The 18,490-nt window shown below is 68.0% G+C and carries 16 protein-coding genes; 7 read left to right on the forward strand and 9 right to left on the reverse strand.

What is annotated here, in order from left to right; genetic code table 11:
• Window positions 1-8 precede the first annotated feature (8 nt).
• Complete coding sequence (locus tag ABV606_RS05660; RefSeq protein ID WP_353988689.1) at window positions 9-1,154, reverse strand: Gfo/Idh/MocA family protein; 1,146 nt, start codon at window positions 1,152-1,154, stop codon at window positions 9-11.
• An 88-nt stretch (window positions 1,155-1,242) separates the two neighbouring features.
• On the reverse strand, window positions 1,243-2,034 hold the full coding sequence (locus tag ABV606_RS05665) for an IclR family transcriptional regulator (RefSeq protein ID WP_353988690.1): 792 nt from the start codon (window positions 2,032-2,034) through the stop codon (window positions 1,243-1,245).
• Between the two features lie 195 nt (window positions 2,035-2,229).
• Between ABV606_RS05665 and dctP the strand changes: the two genes are divergently transcribed.
• Window positions 2,230-3,273, forward strand: coding sequence for a TRAP transporter substrate-binding protein DctP (gene dctP / locus ABV606_RS05670; RefSeq protein ID WP_353988691.1), 1,044 nt, complete (start codon window positions 2,230-2,232; stop codon window positions 3,271-3,273).
• A 120-nt stretch (window positions 3,274-3,393) separates the two neighbouring features.
• Window positions 3,394-4,452 carry a Gfo/Idh/MocA family protein gene (locus ABV606_RS05675; protein ID WP_353988692.1) on the forward strand — a complete coding sequence of 353 codons (1,059 nt, stop codon included), beginning with the start codon at window positions 3,394-3,396 and terminating at the stop codon, window positions 4,450-4,452.
• On the opposite strand, the gene ABV606_RS05680 is transcribed toward ABV606_RS05675, so the two are convergent.
• Window positions 4,442-6,589 (reverse strand): ATP-dependent Clp protease ATP-binding subunit, encoded by a 2,148-nt coding sequence (locus ABV606_RS05680; RefSeq protein WP_353988693.1) that lies wholly within the window; start codon window positions 6,587-6,589, stop codon window positions 4,442-4,444. The two genes, ABV606_RS05675 and ABV606_RS05680, sit on opposite strands and share 11 nt — an antisense overlap.
• 195 nt (window positions 6,590-6,784) lie before the next feature.
• Here ABV606_RS05680 and ABV606_RS05685 point away from each other — a divergent pair, with 195 nt between their 5' ends.
• The 4 genes from ABV606_RS05685 to ABV606_RS05700 all read left to right on the forward strand — a co-directional run bounded on the left by ABV606_RS05685 (window position 6,785) and on the right by ABV606_RS05700 (window position 10,806).
• Window positions 6,785-7,780, forward strand: coding sequence for an LLM class F420-dependent oxidoreductase (locus tag ABV606_RS05685; protein ID WP_353988694.1), 996 nt, complete (start codon window positions 6,785-6,787; stop codon window positions 7,778-7,780).
• A 178-nt stretch (window positions 7,781-7,958) separates the two neighbouring features.
• A complete protein-coding gene (locus ABV606_RS05690; protein ID WP_353988695.1) occupies window positions 7,959-9,224 on the forward strand; it encodes a sensor histidine kinase in 1,266 nt (421 codons plus the stop codon).
• On the forward strand, window positions 9,212-9,943 hold the full coding sequence (locus tag ABV606_RS05695; RefSeq protein WP_353988696.1) for a response regulator transcription factor: 732 nt from the start codon (window positions 9,212-9,214) through the stop codon (window positions 9,941-9,943). The genes ABV606_RS05690 and ABV606_RS05695 overlap by 13 nt, the downstream gene beginning before the upstream one ends.
• Entirely contained in the window at window positions 9,940-10,806 is an 867-nt protein-coding gene (locus ABV606_RS05700) for a hypothetical protein (RefSeq protein ID WP_353988697.1), read from the forward strand. Before ABV606_RS05695 ends, ABV606_RS05700 begins: the two co-directional genes overlap by 4 nt.
• Window positions 10,807-10,888: 82 nt before the next feature.
• Here ABV606_RS05700 and ABV606_RS05705 read toward each other — a convergent pair whose 3' ends face one another.
• Complete coding sequence (locus ABV606_RS05705; RefSeq protein ID WP_353988698.1) at window positions 10,889-11,392, reverse strand: aminoacyl-tRNA deacylase; 504 nt, start codon at window positions 11,390-11,392, stop codon at window positions 10,889-10,891.
• Window positions 11,393-11,459: 67 nt separating this feature from the next.
• On the reverse strand, window positions 11,460-12,644 hold the full coding sequence (locus tag ABV606_RS05710; RefSeq protein WP_353988699.1) for a class I SAM-dependent methyltransferase: 1,185 nt from the start codon (window positions 12,642-12,644) through the stop codon (window positions 11,460-11,462).
• A gap of 221 nt (window positions 12,645-12,865) precedes the next feature.
• On the opposite strand from ABV606_RS05710, the gene ABV606_RS05715 reads away from it, so the two are divergent.
• A complete protein-coding gene (locus ABV606_RS05715) occupies window positions 12,866-14,140 on the forward strand; it encodes an MFS transporter (protein ID WP_353988700.1) in 1,275 nt (424 codons plus the stop codon).
• Window positions 14,141-14,202: 62 nt separating this feature from the next.
• On the opposite strand, the gene ABV606_RS05720 is transcribed toward ABV606_RS05715, so the two are convergent.
• The 4 genes from ABV606_RS05720 to dnaK all read right to left on the reverse strand — a co-directional run bounded on the left by ABV606_RS05720 (window position 14,203) and on the right by dnaK (window position 18,247).
• Window positions 14,203-14,622, reverse strand: a complete 420-nt coding sequence (locus ABV606_RS05720) for a heat shock protein transcriptional repressor HspR (protein ID WP_353988784.1) — start codon at window positions 14,620-14,622, stop codon at window positions 14,203-14,205.
• A 41-nt stretch (window positions 14,623-14,663) separates the two neighbouring features.
• Window positions 14,664-15,626, reverse strand: a complete 963-nt coding sequence (locus ABV606_RS05725; protein ID WP_353988701.1) for a DnaJ C-terminal domain-containing protein — start codon at window positions 15,624-15,626, stop codon at window positions 14,664-14,666.
• Between the two features lie 141 nt (window positions 15,627-15,767).
• Window positions 15,768-16,385 (reverse strand): nucleotide exchange factor GrpE, encoded by a 618-nt coding sequence (locus ABV606_RS05730; RefSeq protein ID WP_281488804.1) that lies wholly within the window; start codon window positions 16,383-16,385, stop codon window positions 15,768-15,770.
• Window positions 16,386-16,390: 5 nt separating this feature from the next.
• A complete protein-coding gene (gene dnaK, locus ABV606_RS05735) occupies window positions 16,391-18,247 on the reverse strand; it encodes a molecular chaperone DnaK (protein WP_353988702.1) in 1,857 nt (618 codons plus the stop codon).
• Window positions 18,248-18,490 lie beyond the last annotated feature (243 nt).

Here is an 18,490-nt window from a genome sequence, read left to right on the forward strand (position 1 = left end):
GTTGCTCCTCAGGCAGCGGTCGTCACCGCGTTGGCACCCGCGCTGCGAGTCGCAGCCAGGTCGATCGGCATTCCGGTCTTCGACGACTCATAGATCGCCGCGATCACCGCAAGCGACTTGCGCGCCTCGCGGCCGGTCACGACCGGTTCACGTCCATTGCGAACGGCGTCGATGAACTCGGCGATCTGCAACGCGTGATACGGCACGAGGCCCCCGTGAATCTCGGCGATGGGGATGTCGAACGGCTGACCGGCACGGAAGGCGTCCGCGTACGGGTCGCGGTACTCCCTCTCGTCGCCGACGCTCCACACATCGGTGAGGCCGGTTCCCTCTGGGAATTCCAGGACGCTGGCCGTGTTCCCGGCGCGATCGCTCACGAGCACTTGCACCCCGTGCCCCGGGTCGAACGTCGTACTGGCGTGGATGGTCGCAAGAGCGCCAGACTCGAACTCGATCGTCGCGACGGCGGTGTCCTCGACTTCGATGAACTCGCCATGCGCGAGGGTTGCGATTCGACCGAAGACCCGTTTGGCGGGCCCCATGAACCAGAGCAGCAGGTCGACGTGATGAATGGCCTGGTTGATCAGCACGCCTCCACCCTCGGTGTCCCACCGACCGCGCCAGGGCTCGGCGTAGTACTCCGCGTCGCGACGGAATCGCGCGATGACGCTCCCGGTGATCGGAGCCGTCATCCGCCCCTCGTCGATGGCCGCACGGATGCGCTGGGCAGCGGGCCAGAATCGGCGCTGGAACACGACGCCGAACCACACGCCTGCGGCATCCGTCGCGGCGATCATGCGGTCGGCCTGGTCGAGATCGACCGCGATGGGCTTCTCGCACAGCACGTGCACGCCGTGTCGCGCCGCCGCGAGCACGTTCGCCTCATGAGCGGGATGCGGCGTGCAGACTGTGGCGACCTCGATGCCGGAGGAGAGCATCGCGTCGACGTCGTCGAAGGCGTGGCGGATGCCGTAGGCGTCGGCGAACGCTCGTGCGCGCTGCGCATCCACGTCGACGACCGCGCTCACCTCGACCCCTTCGATGGCCTGCAGCGCGTGCACGTGATTGATGGCGATCTTGCCGCAGCCGATGATGCCGACACGGAGGGGCTTCGAAGCGGGCGACTGTGCGCCGCTCGCAGCGGGATAGCTCATGGGATACGGCCTCACTGCTGTTGCTTGCCGGACGGGAACGCCAGGATTCTCCCGTCGTCGGCGCTCGCGTAGCAACGCCTCGTTCTACTCAACGGGACAAACCAGTCTGCTCGCGGATGCGGTCGAGCGGCCGGTGGGGCAGCTGACGCATCAGGCCGACGACCGCCGTGCGCACCGCGAGCCCCACGCGTCGAGCGTCGAACTCGCCGACGCGCCCCGAGATCGACATCGCTGCCACCGGCACGCCCGCAGCATCCACGATGCAACTCGCGGCGGAGGCGATGCCCGGTCTCGACTCCTCCACCTCGTATGAAACCCCGGCGGCGCGGATGAAGGCGAGCTCCCGGCGGAACGCTTCGGGGTCGATGATGGTGCGCGGCCCCACCGCGTCGAGCCCGTTCGCGATCACGCGCTCGACGACATCGGGCTCTGAGAACGCCAGGAGCGCCTTGCCCGATCCGGTGGCGTACGCCGGCATCCGCCCACCCACTCTCGAGGGCAGCTTCACTGAGCTCCGGCCTCGCAGAATCCCGACGTAGACGACCTCGACGCCGTCGAGCACGCCGAGCTGCACCGTCTGGCCCGTGGCATCCCGGAGGTCGGCCATGCTGGCGAACGCGAGCTTGCGCAGCTCTTTCGGGCCGGCCGCCAGCTCGCCCAGTTCGAAGAGGCGCAGCCCGAGCCGCACCTGCGAGCCGTCGCGCTCGAGATACCGGAGGTCGACGAGCTCACCGACGAGCCGAGACACGGTCGACTTCGGGAGCCCCGTACGCCGCGCGATGTCGCTCACACCGAGGGCGGAGCGCTTGACGTCGAAGCAGTCGAGGATCGCGGTGGCGCGGGCGAGCAGACTCACCGGCGCTCCGCGGTCAGTCGACATCGTTGTTCCAGTGAACGGGACACACGGTTGAATCCTCGCAAGTGACGCCACGACGATGCAAACCGGTACCGGCTGCGATCGATGACGATCGCAGCACCCGGTTCCAAGCCGCAACCCGCGTAACGAGGAGGCCTCCGGGCCTTCGTCCTTTCACCGACACGCAGCAGATCAAGACCTCGAAGGAGAGCACCTGCGATGAAGCACCTCCGCAGCACCCGTGCAGCAACGATCGCCGTGACCGCATTGGCATCGGCACTCGCCCTCACTGCCTGCACCGCCGACGGCCCGGGTGACGATGACAGCAATGCCGCCCCCAGCGGCGAGACCGTCACGCTGTCACTGGCGACGAGCCAGCCCGAGAACACCCCGAACTTCTACTGCGGCGCCGAGCTGCTGAAGGAGCGCGTCGAGGCCGCCGACGTCGGCGTCAAGATCGACCTGTTCCCCTCAAGCCAGCTCGGTCCCGACACTGAGCGCTTCCCCGCGATCCAGAGCGGCGACATCGACATCGACCTGCAGGGAGCGTCGGGCTTGAGCCAGACCTTCGCACCGATCGGCGTGCTCGACGCGGCCTACGCGTTCGAGAGCGTCGACCACGTGTTCGACTGGATCGACAACAACTCGCAGGAGATGTTCGACGCGTTCAACGAGGAGACGGGCACGACCATCGTCGACGGCTGGTACTTCGGCACCCGCACGTTCAGCTCAACGGCGCCGATCCGCAACCCCGACGAGCTGGCCGCACTGCAGATCCGCTTCCCTGACTCGCCCGCGTTCCTCGCGAACGCCAAGGCGATGGGCGCGAACCCCGTCGCTGTGGCGAGCGAGGAAGTGTACGTGGCGCTGCAGCAGGGCATCGCCCAGGGCCAGGAGAACCCGGTGGTCGCCACCAAGTCGCAGAGCTACGACGAGGTGCTCAAGTACGTCAACCTCAACAACCACCAGATCGGCATCCACTGGATCGTCGTCTCTGACAAGACGTTCGAGCGCCTGAACGACGAGCAGGAGAAGGTGCTCGTCGACGCCATCCACGAGATCCGCGCTGAGAACCGCGAGTGCGTGGACGAGGAGACCAACACCATCCTCGATGAGTGGCGCGCCAACGGCCCGCTCACCGTGATCGAGGAGGACGAGATCGACAAGGCGGCGTTCATCGCGAAGGCCGAGGAGTTCTTCAGCTCGTACTTCACCGGTGACGACCTGGCGCTCTACGAGCAGATCCGCTCGACCGCACCGTGAGCTTGAGCGGTCGGATGCAGCGAAGCTGACCCAGGCCGGTGCGGTGCATGCGCCTCGCGCGCAACTCCGCACCGGCCTTCTCTTTCTCTCCGCCGAACGTCAGACCAACGAGGAGTCGCATTGAGCGAACGCAGCCGCGCAGTCATCATCGGTGCCGGGCACTGGCACTTCGAGCTCTACCAACCGGGCTGGTCGCGACATCACGACATCGCCGGCGTGGTCGACGACGACGAGTCGGTGGCGCGGGCTCGAGCTGCGATCCTCGGTGCGCGTGCCTGGACCGATCTCGGTGCAATGCTCGACGAGGCTGGCCGGATCGACGTCGCCTACGTGCTCGGGCGTCACGCCTCGATGCCGTGGGCGGCGGCCGAGCTCGTGCGACGAGGCATCCCGTTCGTGCTCGAGAAGCCGGGCGCATCGAACCTCCGCGACCTCCGGGAACTGTCATCGCTCGCACGCCGAGCGAACGTGCCTGCAGCAGCGGCGCTCGTGCAGCGGTTCGGCCCGCTACCGGCGCTTGCGCAAGAAGTGGGCGAGGTGCAGCACGCCCGATACACCTTCCTCGCCGGGCCGCCCGAACGCTACATCGACAGCGGCAACCCGTGGATGATGCAGCGAAACGAGAGCGGCGGGGGCTGTCTCGCGCTGCTCGGCGTGCACTTCGCCGACATGTTCTTGCACACCCAGCATGCGCACGAGAGATCACACGACGACGTGACGGTGCGAAGCAGCGTGAGCAACGCGATGCACGGTCGGCGCGTCGACGACCACGCCACCGCGCTGCTGCGCACACCGAGCGGCCGCTCGGCCACCATCGAAGTCGGGTGGACGTTCCCCGCCGGCGCCCCGCTTCAGCGCCTGGTCTCCTACGTGCTCACCGGCTCGGAGGCGACCGCGGTCATCGACACCGAGGGCAACCTCAGCGTCATCAGCCGCGACGGAACGGTCGCGGAGCGCCACGTCGATGTCGAGGCTGACAACCTGTACCCGCTGTTCGTCGAACGGGTGCACGAGTCGCTCCAACGCGGCCTTGCCGGCCTCCCGACCCTCGACGATCTGACCGCGGCGATGGGGCTCATCAGCCGCGCGTATGTCGATGCGGCGGCCGGGTACGCAGTCGACGACACCGCGTGGCAGGCCGCGAGCTTGCAGGACCCAGCGCTGTCGGTCAGGCGCTGAAGCGCTCGACCGTGAGGCCCTCGCCCTCGAGATCGACACGCACGGTGTCTCCGTCGTGGATCTTTCCGGCGATCAGCTCGCGCGCCAGCTTGTCGTCGATCTCGCGCTGCATGAGCCTGCGTAGCGGACGAGCTCCGTAGATCGGGTCGTACCCGCGCTCCGCGAGCCACGCGCGTGCGTCTGGCGTGACGGCGAGCTCCAGGCGACGATCGGCGAGCCGCTTCGCGAGCCGGTCGATGTAGAGCTCGACTATCTCGCCGAGTTCGGCCGTGGTGAGCGGGGAGAACACCACGATGTCGTCGAGCCGGTTCACGAACTCGGGCTTGAACGCCTGCCGAACCAGCTCGTTGACCTGCCGCTTCTTCTCCTCCCAGGTCAGCGTGGGCTCGATGAGCACCTGGCTGCCCAGGTTGCTGGTGAGGATCAGGATGGTGTTCCTGAAGTCGACCGTGCGTCCCTGCCCGTCGGTCAGCCGCCCGTCATCGAGCACCTGCAGCAGCACATCGAACACCTCAGGGTGCGCCTTCTCGACCTCGTCGAAGAGGATCACCGAATACGGACGTCGACGAACCGCTTCAGTGAGCTGCCCGCCCTGTTCGTAGCCGATGTAGCCCGGAGGGGCGCCCACGAGGCGCGAGACGCTGAACTTCTCGCCGTACTCGCTCATGTCGATGCGCACCATGGCGCGCTCGTCGTCGAAGAGGTACTCGGCGAGCGCCTTCGCGAGTTCTGTCTTGCCCACACCCGTGGGGCCGAGGAACAGGAAGGAGCCCGTCGGACGGTTGGGATCGGCGATCCCGGCGCGAGTGCGGCGCACCGCCTCGCTCACCGCCTGCACGGCCTCGTGCTGCCCGATGAGTCGTTTGCCGAGCTCGTGCTCGAGGTACAGCAGCTTCTCGCTCTCGCCCTGCTTGAGCTTGTCGACCGGGATGCCGGTCCACGCGGCGACCACGGCCGCGATGTCGTCATCAGTGACCTGCTCGTTGACCATGCGGTCTCCGACGCTCTCCGAGCTCTCGGCGGCGGCCAGGTCGTCCTCGATCTTCTTGATGACCTCGTAGTTCAGCCTGGCGGCCTCCTCGTAGCGCCCCTCACGCATGGCGCGGTCGAGCTGGATACGAGCGTCATTCAGCCGGGTCTTCAGCTCGCCGACATCCGTCAGCGAAGCCTTCTCCCTCGCCCAGCGCTGTTGAAGGGCATCGAGATCGGTCTGCTTCTCGGCGATCTCCTCGCGCAGCTTCTCGAGCCGCTCGCGCGAGGCGTCGTCCTTCTCCTTCTTGAGAGCCAGCTCTTCGATCCGCATGCGGTCGACCTCGCGCTTCAGCGTGTCGATCTCGACCGGCTCGGAGTCGATCTCCATCTTCAGCCGGCTCGCCGCCTCGTCGACGAGGTCGATGGCCTTGTCGGGCAACTGCCGCCCGGTGATGTAGCGATTGCTCAGAGCCGCCGCCGCGACGAGCGCGTTGTCGGCGATCGTCACCTTGTGGTGAGCCTCGTAGCGCTCCTTCAACCCACGCAGGATCGCAACGGTGTCTTCGACGCTGGGCTCGCCCACGTAGACCTGCTGGAACCGCCGCTCGAGGGCGGCATCCTTCTCGATGTACTCGCGGTACTCGTTCAGGGTGGTGGCGCCGATGAGCCGCAATTCGCCGCGAGCGAGCATGGGCTTCAGCATGTTGGATGCCGCGACGGAGCCCTCGCCGCCGCCCGCGCCCATGAGAAGGTGCAACTCGTCGACGAAGGTGATGATCTCGCCCTCGGCCTCGTTGATCTCTTTGAGCACCGCCTTGAGCCGCTCCTCGAACTGGCCGCGGTACATGGCTCCCGCCACCAACGCCGAGATGTCGAGCGCGATGAGCTGCTTGTTCTTGAGCGAGTCGGCGACATCGCCCGCGACGATGCGCTGCGCGAGACCCTCGACGACAGCGGTCTTGCCCACCCCCGGCTCTCCGATGAGCACGGGGTTGTTCTTGGTGCGGCGGGTGAGCACCTGGCTGACGCGCCTGATCTCGGCGTCGCGGCCGATCACCGGGTCGAGCTTGCCGGCGCGGGCGATCTCGGTCAGGTTCACACCGAACTGCTCAAGGGCCGACTTCTGCTCCTCCTGGCTGCTCGGAGCGCCCTGCATGTTCGCCATTCTTGGTCTCCACTTCTCGACGGCTGCGGAACTGCATCAAGACTCTCGGCTCAAAGTTGAGCCTGCTTGACTCAAGTTTATCGATGCGCAAGGAATCGCACCAGTTGTCCCGCGCGCTGTCGGCGAACTCACGGCATCCGCGCGCAAGTGGTCTCAACCCTGCGCCGCGCCTTCGAGCCCGCCTAGGGTGAACGCATGCGCTTCGGCATCTTCATCCCCCAAGGCTGGCGGCACGACCTCATCGGCATCGATCCGCACGATCACTGGCGCACGATGCGCACGCTCGCACAACAGGCGGATGCCGCGGAGTGGGAGTCGCTCTGGGTCTACGACCACTTCCACACCATCCCCGACGTCACCGAAGAGGCGACGCATGAAGCGTGGACGCTGATGTCGGCGTTCGCGGCGACGACCTCGCGGATCCGTCTGGGGCAGATGTGCACCTGCATGGCCTACCGGAACCCCGCGTACCTGGCGAAAGTCGCCGCGACCACCGACATCATCAGCGGTGGACGCGTAGAGATGGGGATCGGGGCCGGTTGGTACGAGCACGAGTGGCGCGCCTACGGCTACGGGTTCCCAAGCGCCGGCGAACGGCTTCGCATGCTCGACGAAGGGGTGCAGATCATGCAGCAGGCGTGGCGCACGGGAAGCGCGACGCTGCATGGCCGCCACTACACGGTCGACGGCGCCGTGGTGCGGCCATTGCCGCTGCAGGATGGCGGGATTCCGACCTGGGTCGCAGGCGGGGGCATGAACGTCACGCTCCGCATCGCCGCCAAGTACGCCGACTACACCAACTTCGCCGGCACCCCTGAGGGCTTCACCGCGAAGTCGGAGCGCCTGCGAGAGCACTGCGCTGATCTGGGCCGCGACTTCGACTCGATCGTGCGCAGTTCCAACTACTTCACGATTGTGGGACAGACGGAAGGCGAAGTCGCCGAGCGGATCGATCGGCTCGAGGCGCGATACGCGACCGTGCTCGGCGCTGAGCGAGCGGCTGACTTCGTGAAGGAGTACCGCAATCCGCACAACCAGGCGGTGGGCACAGTGGAGCAGGTCACCGAGCGTCTGCGGGCGATGGGCTCGATCGGGCTCGGGTATGCGATCCACTACTTCCCGGAAGCTGCGTACGACCGATCGGGCATCGAGCTCTTCGAGCGCACGGTGATTCCAGCGCTGCGCGGCTGATCGCGCGAGGACCGCACCACCGAATCACCTCTCTCCAGGTACCACCGAGGCCGCTGAAGCCGGCCGGTCTGTCGCTCAACAACCGCGATGCCCAGTCGCATGTGTGGGGGAAAACCCGAAAAGAAGTGTCCGGATGACTCTGGCGCGCATGCCCACCCCGGGCCGTAGCGTGGTGCCCATGAACGCAGAAGTCCCCTCTCCGGTGCGCTCCGTAGCGCGCCCGGGCCATGTCGCGGGAGCGATCGCCCAGCTCGCCGCGATGAGCCTCATCGGCCCCATCGTCTTCACAGTGCTGTTCCTGCTGCTCGGCCTCGGCCTCGGCCTGCTCCCGGCGCTCGGCATCGGCCTGCTCTTCCTCATCGCCCTCAGCTATGCCATCCTCGGCGTCGGTCGGCTCGAGACGGCCCGCATCGACGGCCTGTACGGCTTCGGTGTGCCGGTGGCACGCCCCCGTACCAGCGGGCGCCCCGGGTTCGGCGGATTCCTGCGCACGCTGTGGCTGCAGGCGACCGACCCTACGAGCTGGCGCGGCATCGCGAACTTCTCGATCGCGACGATCCTCGGCTGGATCACGGTCGCACTCGCGAGCGTTGCGGCATCCGGCGTCGTCATGGCCTTCGCGCCGATATTCGCTGAATCGAGCACCGTGCGCATCGCTCGGGTCGGCATCGAGGTTCCGATCGCGTGGTCGATCGCGGTCGGCATCATCGTGCTGATCGTCGCGATCGCCGGCATCATCGGCGTCGCCGTGCTGCACGGAGTCATCGCCCGCGCGATCATCGTGCCCTCCCGCGAAGCCCAGCTCGCCGAGGCAGCGCGTACGGCAGACGCACAACACGCGGGTGCGGTGCGAGCCGCTGACGTCGAGCGCACCCGAATCGAACGCGACCTGCACGACGGCGTTCAACCCCGGCTCGTGTCGGTCGGAATGACGCTCGGCCTCGCGCAGCAGAAGATCGACTCCGACCCCGAGGCGGCGCGGGCGCTGATCGACGAAGCGCACACCTCGACGAAGGCGGCGATCACCGAGCTCCGACAGCTCGCTCGCGGCATCCACACCTCCGTGCTCGATGATCGAGGTCTCGATGCGGCACTGTCGGCCCTGGCTGCGCGCTCAGTGGTCCCAGTCCGCCTCGATGTGCGCCTCGACGGTCGCTGCAGTCGCGAGACCGAGGCCGCCGCCTACTTCGCCATCGCCGAGGCTCTCACCAACGCGGCGAAGCACGCGCGGGCGACCGAGATCCGAGTCGTCGTGCGCCGTCGCGAGCCGGGAGTGCTCTGGGCGCGAGTCGAAGACGACGGAGTCGGCGGCGCTCGGGTCGTCCCCGGGGGCGGCCTCGACGGAATCAACAACCGCGTGATCGCCGCGGGCGGCGAGACCCGCCTCGACAGCCCCGTGGGCGGCCCGACGAGCGTGGAGGTGACGCTGCCATGCGCATCCTGATCTGCGAGGACTCGACCCTGCTTCGTGAGGGCCTTGTACGGGTGCTCGAGGATGCCGGCCACCACGTCGTCGCCGCACTGCCGGATGCCTCAGAGCTCGACGAAGCGGTCGACCGCACTTCGCCGGAGTTGTGCATCCTCGACGTGCGCCTGCCTCCCTCATGGACAGACGAGGGCATCCGCGCCGCACTCGCACTGCGCGCACGGCTCCCCCAGCTCGCCGTTCTCGTGCTCTCGCAGTACGTCGAAGAGCGGTATGCATCTGAACTGGTCACCTCGAGCGGTGGCGCGCTCGGCTACCTCCTGAAGGACCGGGTAGCGGATGTCGGCGACTTCCTCGACGCGGTCGACCGCATCGCGGCAGGCGCCACGGTGCTCGACCCCGAGGTTGTCGCCCAGCTGCTGAGCCGCCGTGCGCGCGATGAGCGCATGCAGCGGCTCACCGAGCGCGAGGCCTCCGTGCTCGCGCTCATCGCGGAGGGCCGCTCGAACCAGGCCATCGCCCGCACGCTGCACGTGAGCGAGGGCAGCGTCGAGAAGCACATCACCGCTGTGTTCCAGAAGCTCGGACTCGAGCCCGATGAATCCGGCAACCGCCGCGTGCTCGCCGCACTGGCACACCTCGAGCACGGCGGCGCCACAACCACGCTCCAACAGGGCGCCAACTCGGCCGCCCACTCAGGAATTCGCACCGCATCCCAGACAGGAATGAACCGATGAGCACGACCATCACGCCGCCAGAATCAGCGCCCCCGGCGGGCGGCGCCCCCGCACAACGACCGTCATCAGGCGCCCGCACCGTCGCGATCCTCGCGATCGTGCTCGGTGTGCTGGTGCTGCTCGGCACGCTCGTCTCGGCGGCGCTCACCACCGTCGCATCCGCGGCGGTGCACACCTCGTCCCGCACGGTCGCAGTCGCCGGTGTGAACGAACTCGCAGTTCGCGTCTCCGCCGGCTCGCTGCGCGTCGAGTTCGGCGCCGTGCGCGAGGCCGAACTCGAGGTCACAAGCTCGTGGGGCGCGGATCGCTGGACGTTCGAGCGCACCGGCGACCGCCTCGTCGTCGGCACGCCTGACCGGTTCGGTCAGTGGTTCGGCGACTGGTTCTCGTGGGGCGAGCAGCACGGTGAGGGACGAGCGGTGCTTCGCCTGCCCTCGTCACTCGCGGGCGCCGACGCGGGTCTGAGCCTCGCTGCCGGAGACCTCACCGTTGACGGCGACTTCGGAGACCTGCGGCTGAACATCAGCGCGGGTGGACTCATGGTCAGCGGATCGGCGGAGACTCTGACGGCTGATGTGAGTGCGGGCAAGGGCGAGGTCGATCTCGCAGACGTCGCTTCAGCGACGCTGTCGGTCAGCGCCGGCGGTCTCGACGCCACCTTCACGGGCGAGCAGCCCCGCTCCATCGAGGCCGACGTGAGTGCGGGTTCTCTTCAGCTCGAAGTGCCCGAGGGCCAGTACCAAGTCACGTCGGATGTCTCGGCCGGAGGATTCGACAATCGCATCGGCTCCGACGTGAACGCATCGAGCCGCATCCACGTCGAGGTCTCAGCCGGCGAGGCGGTGCTGCGCTCGGCGCGCTGACCTCACAGCGCTCCGACGAGCAGCGCCGCACACACCTGCGGCGCTGCTCGCGGCGTCAGAAGCGTCAGAAGCGTCAGAAGCGTCACCGAGGTTGCTCGGGGTCGGTCACGTCGGCGACCTCGGCACGGAGATGCGCCACTAGAGCGTCACCATCCAGTGTCGCGGCGACACCGTGATCACCGCCGCCGATCGAGACCCGGTGCCCTCGAACACGGACGTCGGCCACAACTGGCAGTGGTTGTTTGGTACCGAATGGAGTGATGGTGCCCCGGCGGTACCCCGTGACCTCGAACGCGGCATCCGCATCTGGCATCGACAGGCGGTTGACGCCGAGCAGTTCACGCAGCTTGGGCCACGAGATGGTGCGATCGCCGGGCACGAGCACCAGCAGGTGATCGTCAGCGCCCCGCCGCACCACCATCGTCTTCACGATCTCGGCCGGGCTCACGCCGCGGGCCTCGGCCGCCTCCGCAAGCGATCGGACATGGCCGTGTCGCGTGACTTCGTAATCGAGTCCCGACGCCGCGAGCGCATCGAGCGCGGGAGTGCTGGCAACCGAGCCGGACGACGACGTGCTGTCAGCCATGCGCCAAGGCTAGTCCCCACCAGGTGGGCGCGCTCTGGCAGCATCCCGGCAGCGCGGCCGAGCCGCGTCACCGGCGCGTCGAGACCGTCACCGTGAACTTCGGTGTGCGAGCGGCCTGCCGTGTCGGGCCGACCAGTCGACGCAGTTGCGGCGCGTACTGCAGGTGCGAGTTCCATACGCACCACAGCTCGCCTCCCGGCTGGAGCACTCGAGCGGCTGCCTCGAACAGCTTCGTCGCAATGCCGGCGTGAACCGTGCTGCCGACGTGGAACGGCGGGTTCAGCACGATCAGGCGAGCGGATGCCGGGGGCCTGCCTTGCAGAGCGTCGTCTCGCTCGACGACGACCCGATCGGCCACTCCGTTGGCACGTGCCGTCGCGGCGGCCGATGCCACGGCAGCCGCGGATTGATCGGTTGCGAGCACCCGCATGCCGCGCTGCGCCAGCCAGGTGGCGATGACGCCCGTGCCGCACCCGAGGTCGATCGCCTCGCCACCGCGGCGGTCGACGCCCTCGGCCTCGAGCGTCGCCAGCAGCAACCGCGTGCCGAGGTCGACCCGAGGGCCGGCGAAGGCGGCGCCGTGCGCGCACACCGCCAGGCCAAGGTCGTCGTCGCGCAAGCAGCGGGGCCAGGCATCCGCCTCTGCAGTCGCTCGAGGACCGTTGAGCACGAGCGCGCGAGCCTTCTGCCGAGCGCGCGCGACGTCGACGCGCTCGAACCATCGGCCGAGCAGCTCATTCATGGCCGGCGTCATGTGCTTGACCATCCCGGCGGCCAGCACGACCGCATCACGATGCACCCCGGTCGCCACGAGGCCGGCGATCTCTTCGAGCGCATCGAGCGAGCGGGGCAGCTTCACGAGCACGGTCTCGGCATCCGCTACCAACGAAGGAGCCAGCGGATGATGCTCGAACCGCCGGAGAGCGCCGGGCGCGAACTCGGCGGCGTTGGCGTCGAGAGCCTGCTCGGCCGAGAGCGGATCCTGGTGCACTCGCACTCGGCGAGCGCCGCCGAGCTCCAACGCACCGAGGGTGACCGCCCCGTACGCGTCGCCGATCACCGAGACGTCTCGTCCGGCGAGCGCGTCGAACCCGCCCGCGGACTGCTCGCGGAGGTGCTCGACGAGGTCTGGCGCTGCCCCGCTCGCGAGGTCGAGCAGCATCCGATCGGCCGCATCGACGGCGTGCAGCGAGGGGGCTTCGACATCGGGGCGGCGTCGCAAGCGGTCGAACGAGAAGGCGGCTGGCGTCACCGGCTCCGAGGGCCGGCGGTCAGTCGCGGACCGATCCGAAGGGAACCGGTCTTGGGGCATGCAACGACGATAGTCGAGCAGTCGGCACGCCCCCAGCAAAGCGCTGCGAGATCGCCGCGTCGCTGACCCCGAACGCCGAGCTCGCAGTGCGCGTGCCACCCATCCGCTCAATGGTGCACGAGCCGAGGCGGTCTCACCCGCCGCCCTAGACTCGAACCGAGATGCGAGACCGCGGGCGTCGGTGGCGCGACGGCCGACAGGCGCTCTTCGTCGCGGCGATCCTCGCTGTCGCGCTCAACGCGCGAGCGACGATCAGCGCGCCTGCACCCGTGCTCCCCCAGATCCAGCGAGACCTGGGGATGGATTCAGCGGTCGCCGGCCTGCTTGTCGGGCTGCCCATCCTGCTGTTCGCCCTGGCGGTTCCGCTTGCGAGCGTCATCATCCGCAAGCTCGGCCCCGACCGTGCCGTCGATGTCATGCTCGGCACGATCGTGCTCGGCGTCGTGGTGCGCTCGCTGGGCACAGCCGAGTTCGCGCTCGCGGGCACCGTAGTGCTCGGTGCGGCACTGACGATCGGCAACATCGCCGTGCCCGTGATCATCGGCCGCGAATTGCCGCTTGCCCGGGCGATCAAGATGAACGGGGTCTTCGCCGCCTTCTCGAGCGGCGGCATGATGATCACCTTCGCCGCGACCGCACCGCTCGCACTCGCCTTCGGCTGGGAGATCGCGATCGCGTCGTGGGGCGTGCTCGCGGTGATCGCGTGGATCCCCTGGCTCTTCGCGCGTCGATCCGGCGCAATGACCGCCGCCGGGGAGCAGCCCGAGCGCGCGATGTTCACCGCTCCGATCGAGGCGATCTCAACGATGACCTCGCCCACGCCGGTCATCCGAGGGCCGGTCAACCGCCGCCGGGGGACCTGGACGAGTCTCAGCGTGTGGCTCATCGCCGGCACATTCGCGTGCCACAACTTCGCGTTCAACGTGCTGAGCGGCTGGCTGCCGACGATCCTCGTGGAACGCACCGACCTCTCGATGACATCGGCGGGCCTCGCGCTGTCGATGTTCATGGGATGCGGCATCGTCGGCGCCATGCTGTTCCCGATGCTCGTCGGAAGTCGACCGCCGGCTCCCGTGCTGGCGCTGGTCGGCACGCTGTGGATGTCGGCACCGTTCGGCCTGCTCCTGGCGCCCTCGCTGTGGCCTATCTGGCTCGTGCTCGGTGGGCTCGCCCAGTCCGGGCTCTTCACCGTGCTCTTCGGGTTGATCTACCAGCGGGCCGTCGACAGCGATCACACCCGTCGCATGTTGGCGATGGTGCAGATGATCGCCTACACGAGCGGAGCCACCTCCGCGAGCATCGCGGGATGGCAGTACGACTCGACGGGCGACTGGACGCTCCCGCTTATCACGACGGCCGCAGCAACGGTGGTCATGAGCGTCGGTGCCGTGTCTGCCGGCATCCTCGTGTGGCGAGAGCGACGCTCCGGGCGCTGAGCGAGCCGAACTGGCCGCATGCCGCGCACTGGGTCGCGGTGGGGTCGCGGTGGAGTCGGCGCTCAGCCGCGCTCCTGATGCCCGCTCCACAGCACGAGCTGATTGCGGCGGCGCACCCGGGTGCCCGGCGTGATGGTGATGACCTCGCCCTGCGCTCCAGCCGCGAACACGCGTCGCCCAGGCCGGGCGAGCAGCTCATCGGCGAGCGCCGACTCCAGTTCCTTGACTCGCGCTCGCAGCGCCGCCGTCTCATCCTCGAGCTGCAGAATGCGCCTGATGCCCTCGAGGTTCAGCCCTTCGGCGCTCAGCGCAGCGATCTCGCGAAGCCTCGCGATGTCACGCATCGAGTAGCGGCGTGACTTGCCCACCGTGCGGGTAGGCGACACCAGCCCGAGCCGGTCGTACTGGCGCAGCGTCTGGGGGTGCATGCCGGAGAGTTCGGCGGCGACCGCGATCGCGAACAGCGGGGTGTGCTCGTTCATCGTCATCGCGCTCTCCTCTCTGCGGAGCTGGTTCTCGTCCGCTACGCTCGCGCGCGGTCGAGCAGGTCGAGTCTGGGGTTCTCGTCGGGCAGCGATGCCGCGAACGCCTCGAGCTTCTCACGGGCCTCGCCGGGAAGGTGGCTCGGCACGGCCACCTGGACAGTGGCGAGCAGATCACCCGTGGCCTTCGGCGTCTTCACACCACGATCCTTCACGCGGAGCACGCGACCGCTCTGCGTTCCAGGCGCGATCTTCAGTCGCACCGGGTCACCCCCGAGCGTCGGAACCTCGATGGTCGCGCCGAGCGCGGCCTCAGCGAAGGTGACGGGAACGTCGACTCGCAGGTTGAGCCCATCGCGCTTGAACACGGGGTGCTTGCGCACCGTGACCGTGAGGATCAGGTCGCCGGCCTCTCCGCCGTCGGGGCTCGGCTCACCCTTTCCGCGCAGCTTGATCTTCTGCCCGTCGGCGACTCCTGCCGGGATCTTGACCTTGATCGGGCGGCCGTCGCTGCGCTGCAGCTCGACGGTGTCGCCGTGCACGGCGGTGGTGAACTCGAGGGTGACGTTCGCGGTCTGGTCACGACCGCGAGTCGGGCCGCCGAAGCCGCGGAATCCGCCGCTGGTCTGCCCGAACCGGCCGCTGCCGAACATGCCGCCGAGCAGGTCCTCGAAGTCAGCCGTTCGGGCGCCACCGCCGAACACGCCGCCGAAGACGTCTTCGAAGCCGCCCTGGCCCCCTCCACCTGGGGCCGTGAAGCGCGCGCCCGACCCCATTGCGTGCAGCTGATCGTACTCCCGGCGCTGCTCCGGATCGGAGAGCACCGAGTACGCCTCGCTGATCTCCTTGAAGCGCGCCTCGGCCTTCGCGTCGTCGGGATTCGAGTCCGGGTGGAACTGGCGCGCCAGCTTTCGATAGGTCTTCTTCAGGTCGGCGTCGCTGACGTCTTTCGAGACGCCGAGCACGGCGTAGAAGTCCTTGTCGAACCAGTCCTGGCTCGCCATGCGCGTCCCCTCCTCAGGTGGTCGTTCCGGCCGGTGGCCTCATTCAGTGTGTGTACGGACATGCGGATGCCGGTGCTTCGCGCCGAGCGCAGCGGATGCCGGGGCGACCGTGCGGCCGACCCCCGGCATCCGCCGTCTGCGTTACTCCGCGGGCACCGCCACCGCGACCTTCGCGGCACGGAGCAGCCGGTCGCCCAGGGCGAAGCCGACCTGCACCACATCGGCCACGGTCTGCTCGGTCGCTCCGGGCGTCGGCAGCTGCGCGATCGCATCGTGGAAGTTCGGGTCGAACACCTCGCCCTGCTCCCCCACGCGCCGCAGGCCCATCCGCTCGAAGGTGCCCCGCAGCTTCTCGGCGATCAGCGCCACCGCGGAGCCCTCAACGAGGTCGCCATGCTTCTCGGCGAGATCGAGGTCGTCGATCACCGGGAGCAGCGAGCGCACCACGTCGGCCACGACCGCTTCGCGGTTCGCGGCGCGGTCGCGTTCGACGCGCATCCTGAAGTTGACCAGTTCGGCCTCGGCGCGGGCAGCCCGCTCACGGTACTCCGTGACGAGATCCCGCTCGGCCTCGTCGAGCAGCGCGCGATCCTCAGACGACAGGTCGTCGCTGGGCTGCTCGACGTCGGGTCCCTCGGCTGCGATCAGCTCCTCGGCATCCGTCGTGTCACCGTCTTCGGAGTGCGGCTCGCGCTGCAGCTGCTCGTGCTGCAATCGCTCCTCCGGCACACCCTCCTCCGGGTTCTTCTCGTCGGCCATGCTGACTACTTCTTCTCTTCCTCGTCAACGACCTCGGCGTCGACGATGTCCTCGTCGTCCGAGCTCGACGCGTTCTCGGCACCCGCCGGCTGCCCCTCAGGGGTCTCCGACTGGCTCGAGGCGTAGATGGCCTCGCCGAGCTTCGTCTGGCTCGCGTTGAGCTTGTCGAATGCCGACTTGACCGCCGCCTCGTCGTCACCGGCGAGCGCGTTCTTCAGCGCGTCGAGGTCGCCCTGCACGTCGCTCTTCACGTCGGCGGGCAGCTTCTCCTCGTTGTCCTTGATGAGCTTCTCGATCGAGTAGGCGAGCTGCTCGGCGTTGTTGCGCACCTCGGCCGCCTCACGACGCGCCTTGTCCTCAGCCGCGTGCTCCTCGGCCTCGCGCACCATGCGCTCGATGTCCTCCTTCGGCAGCGACGAGCCGCCGGTGATGGTCATCGACTGCTCCTTGCCGGTGCCCTTGTCCTTCGCCGAGACGTGAACGATGCCGTTCGCGTCGATGTCGAAGGTGACCTCGATCTGAGGGATGCCGCGAGGCGCCGGGGCGATGCCGGTCAGCTCGAACGTGCCCAGGTTCTTGTTGTCGCGAGTGAACTCGCGCTCGCCCTGGAACACCTGGATCGCCACCGACGGCTGGTTGTCGTCGGCGGTGGTGAACGTCTCGCTGCGCTTGGTCGGAATGGCGGTGTTGCGCTCGATGAGCTTCGTCATGATGCCGCCCTTGGTCTCGATTCCGAGGCTCAGCGGGGTCACGTCGATGAGCAGCACGTCCTTGCGCTCACCCTTCAGCACACCTGCCTGCAGTGCGGCGCCGACGGCGACGACCTCGTCAGGGTTGACGCCCTTGTTCGGCTCCTGGCCGCCGGTCATCTGCTTGACGAGCTCGCTTACCGCCGGCATCCGGGTCGATCCGCCGACGAGCACGACGTGCGCGATGTCGGAGACCTTGATGCCCGCCTCGCGGATCACGTCTTCGAACGGCTTCTTGGTGCGGTCGAGCAGGTCTGACGTCATCTGCTCGAACTGCGCGCGCGTCAGGGTCTCGTCGAGGTTGGCGGGGCCGTTCTCGGTGAGCGAGAGGTAGGGCAGCTGGATGCTGGTCGACATCGAGGAGCTGAGCTCCTTCTTCGCCTGCTCCGCGGCCTCCTTGAGGCGCTGCTTGGCGATCTTGTCGTTCGACACGTCGACGCCGGTGGTGTCCTTGAACCGCTTGATGAGGTGGTCGACCACGCGCTGGTCCCAGTCGTCACCGCCGAGTCGGTTGTCACCGGCGGTCGCGCGCACCTGGATCGTCGAGAAGTCCTCGTCCTTGCCCACTTCGAGCAGCGACACGTCGAACGTTCCACCGCCGAGGTCGAAGACGAGGATGAGCTCGTCCTCCTTGCCCTTGTCGAGGCCGTACGCGAGGGCCGCCGCAGTGGGCTCGTTGATGATGCGGAGCACGTTGAGGCCCGCGATCTCGCCCGCCTCCTTGGTGGCCTGGCGCTCGGCGTCGTTGAAGTACGCCGGCACGGTGATGACGGCGTCGGTGACGCTCTCGCCGAGGTACTGCTCGGCGTCGCGCTTCAGCTTGCCGAGGATGCGCGCCGAGATCTCCTGCGGCGTGTACTTCTTCCCGTCGATCGTCTGGGTCCAGTCAGTGCCCATGTGGCGCTTGACCGATGCGATCGTGCGGTCGACGTTGGTGACGGCCTGGCGCTTGGCGGTCTCGCCGACGAGCACCTCGCCGTCCTTGGTGAACGCGACCACCGACGGGGTGGTGCGCATGCCCTCGGCGTTCGCGATGACGGTGGGCTCACCGCCCTCGAGAACCGAGACCACCGAGTTGGTGGTTCCGAGGTCGATTCCTACTGCTCGAGCCATGTGCTGCGCTCCTTCATGTTCTTGGTCAGGGTCAGGTCTGCTGGACGGATGCTGGATGCCGGCCGTTGCTGCACAGCATCCGATTCGAAGGTCATCGAACTTGAGTCGCGATGTATCAAGTTTGCGCGCCCCGGTGCCGAGTGTCAATTTGCGCGGCCTGGAAGTTGAGTGTGAATGACTCAAGTCCCCGCTATGTGGAGGGGTTGGTCGCCGTTGCGACCGCTCTCACGGCCCCGTGCCATT

The sequence above is a fragment of the Ruicaihuangia caeni genome, assembly GCF_040536845.1.
In the GTDB taxonomy this organism is placed as follows: Bacteria; Actinomycetota; Actinomycetes; order Actinomycetales; family Microbacteriaceae; genus Ruicaihuangia; species Ruicaihuangia caeni.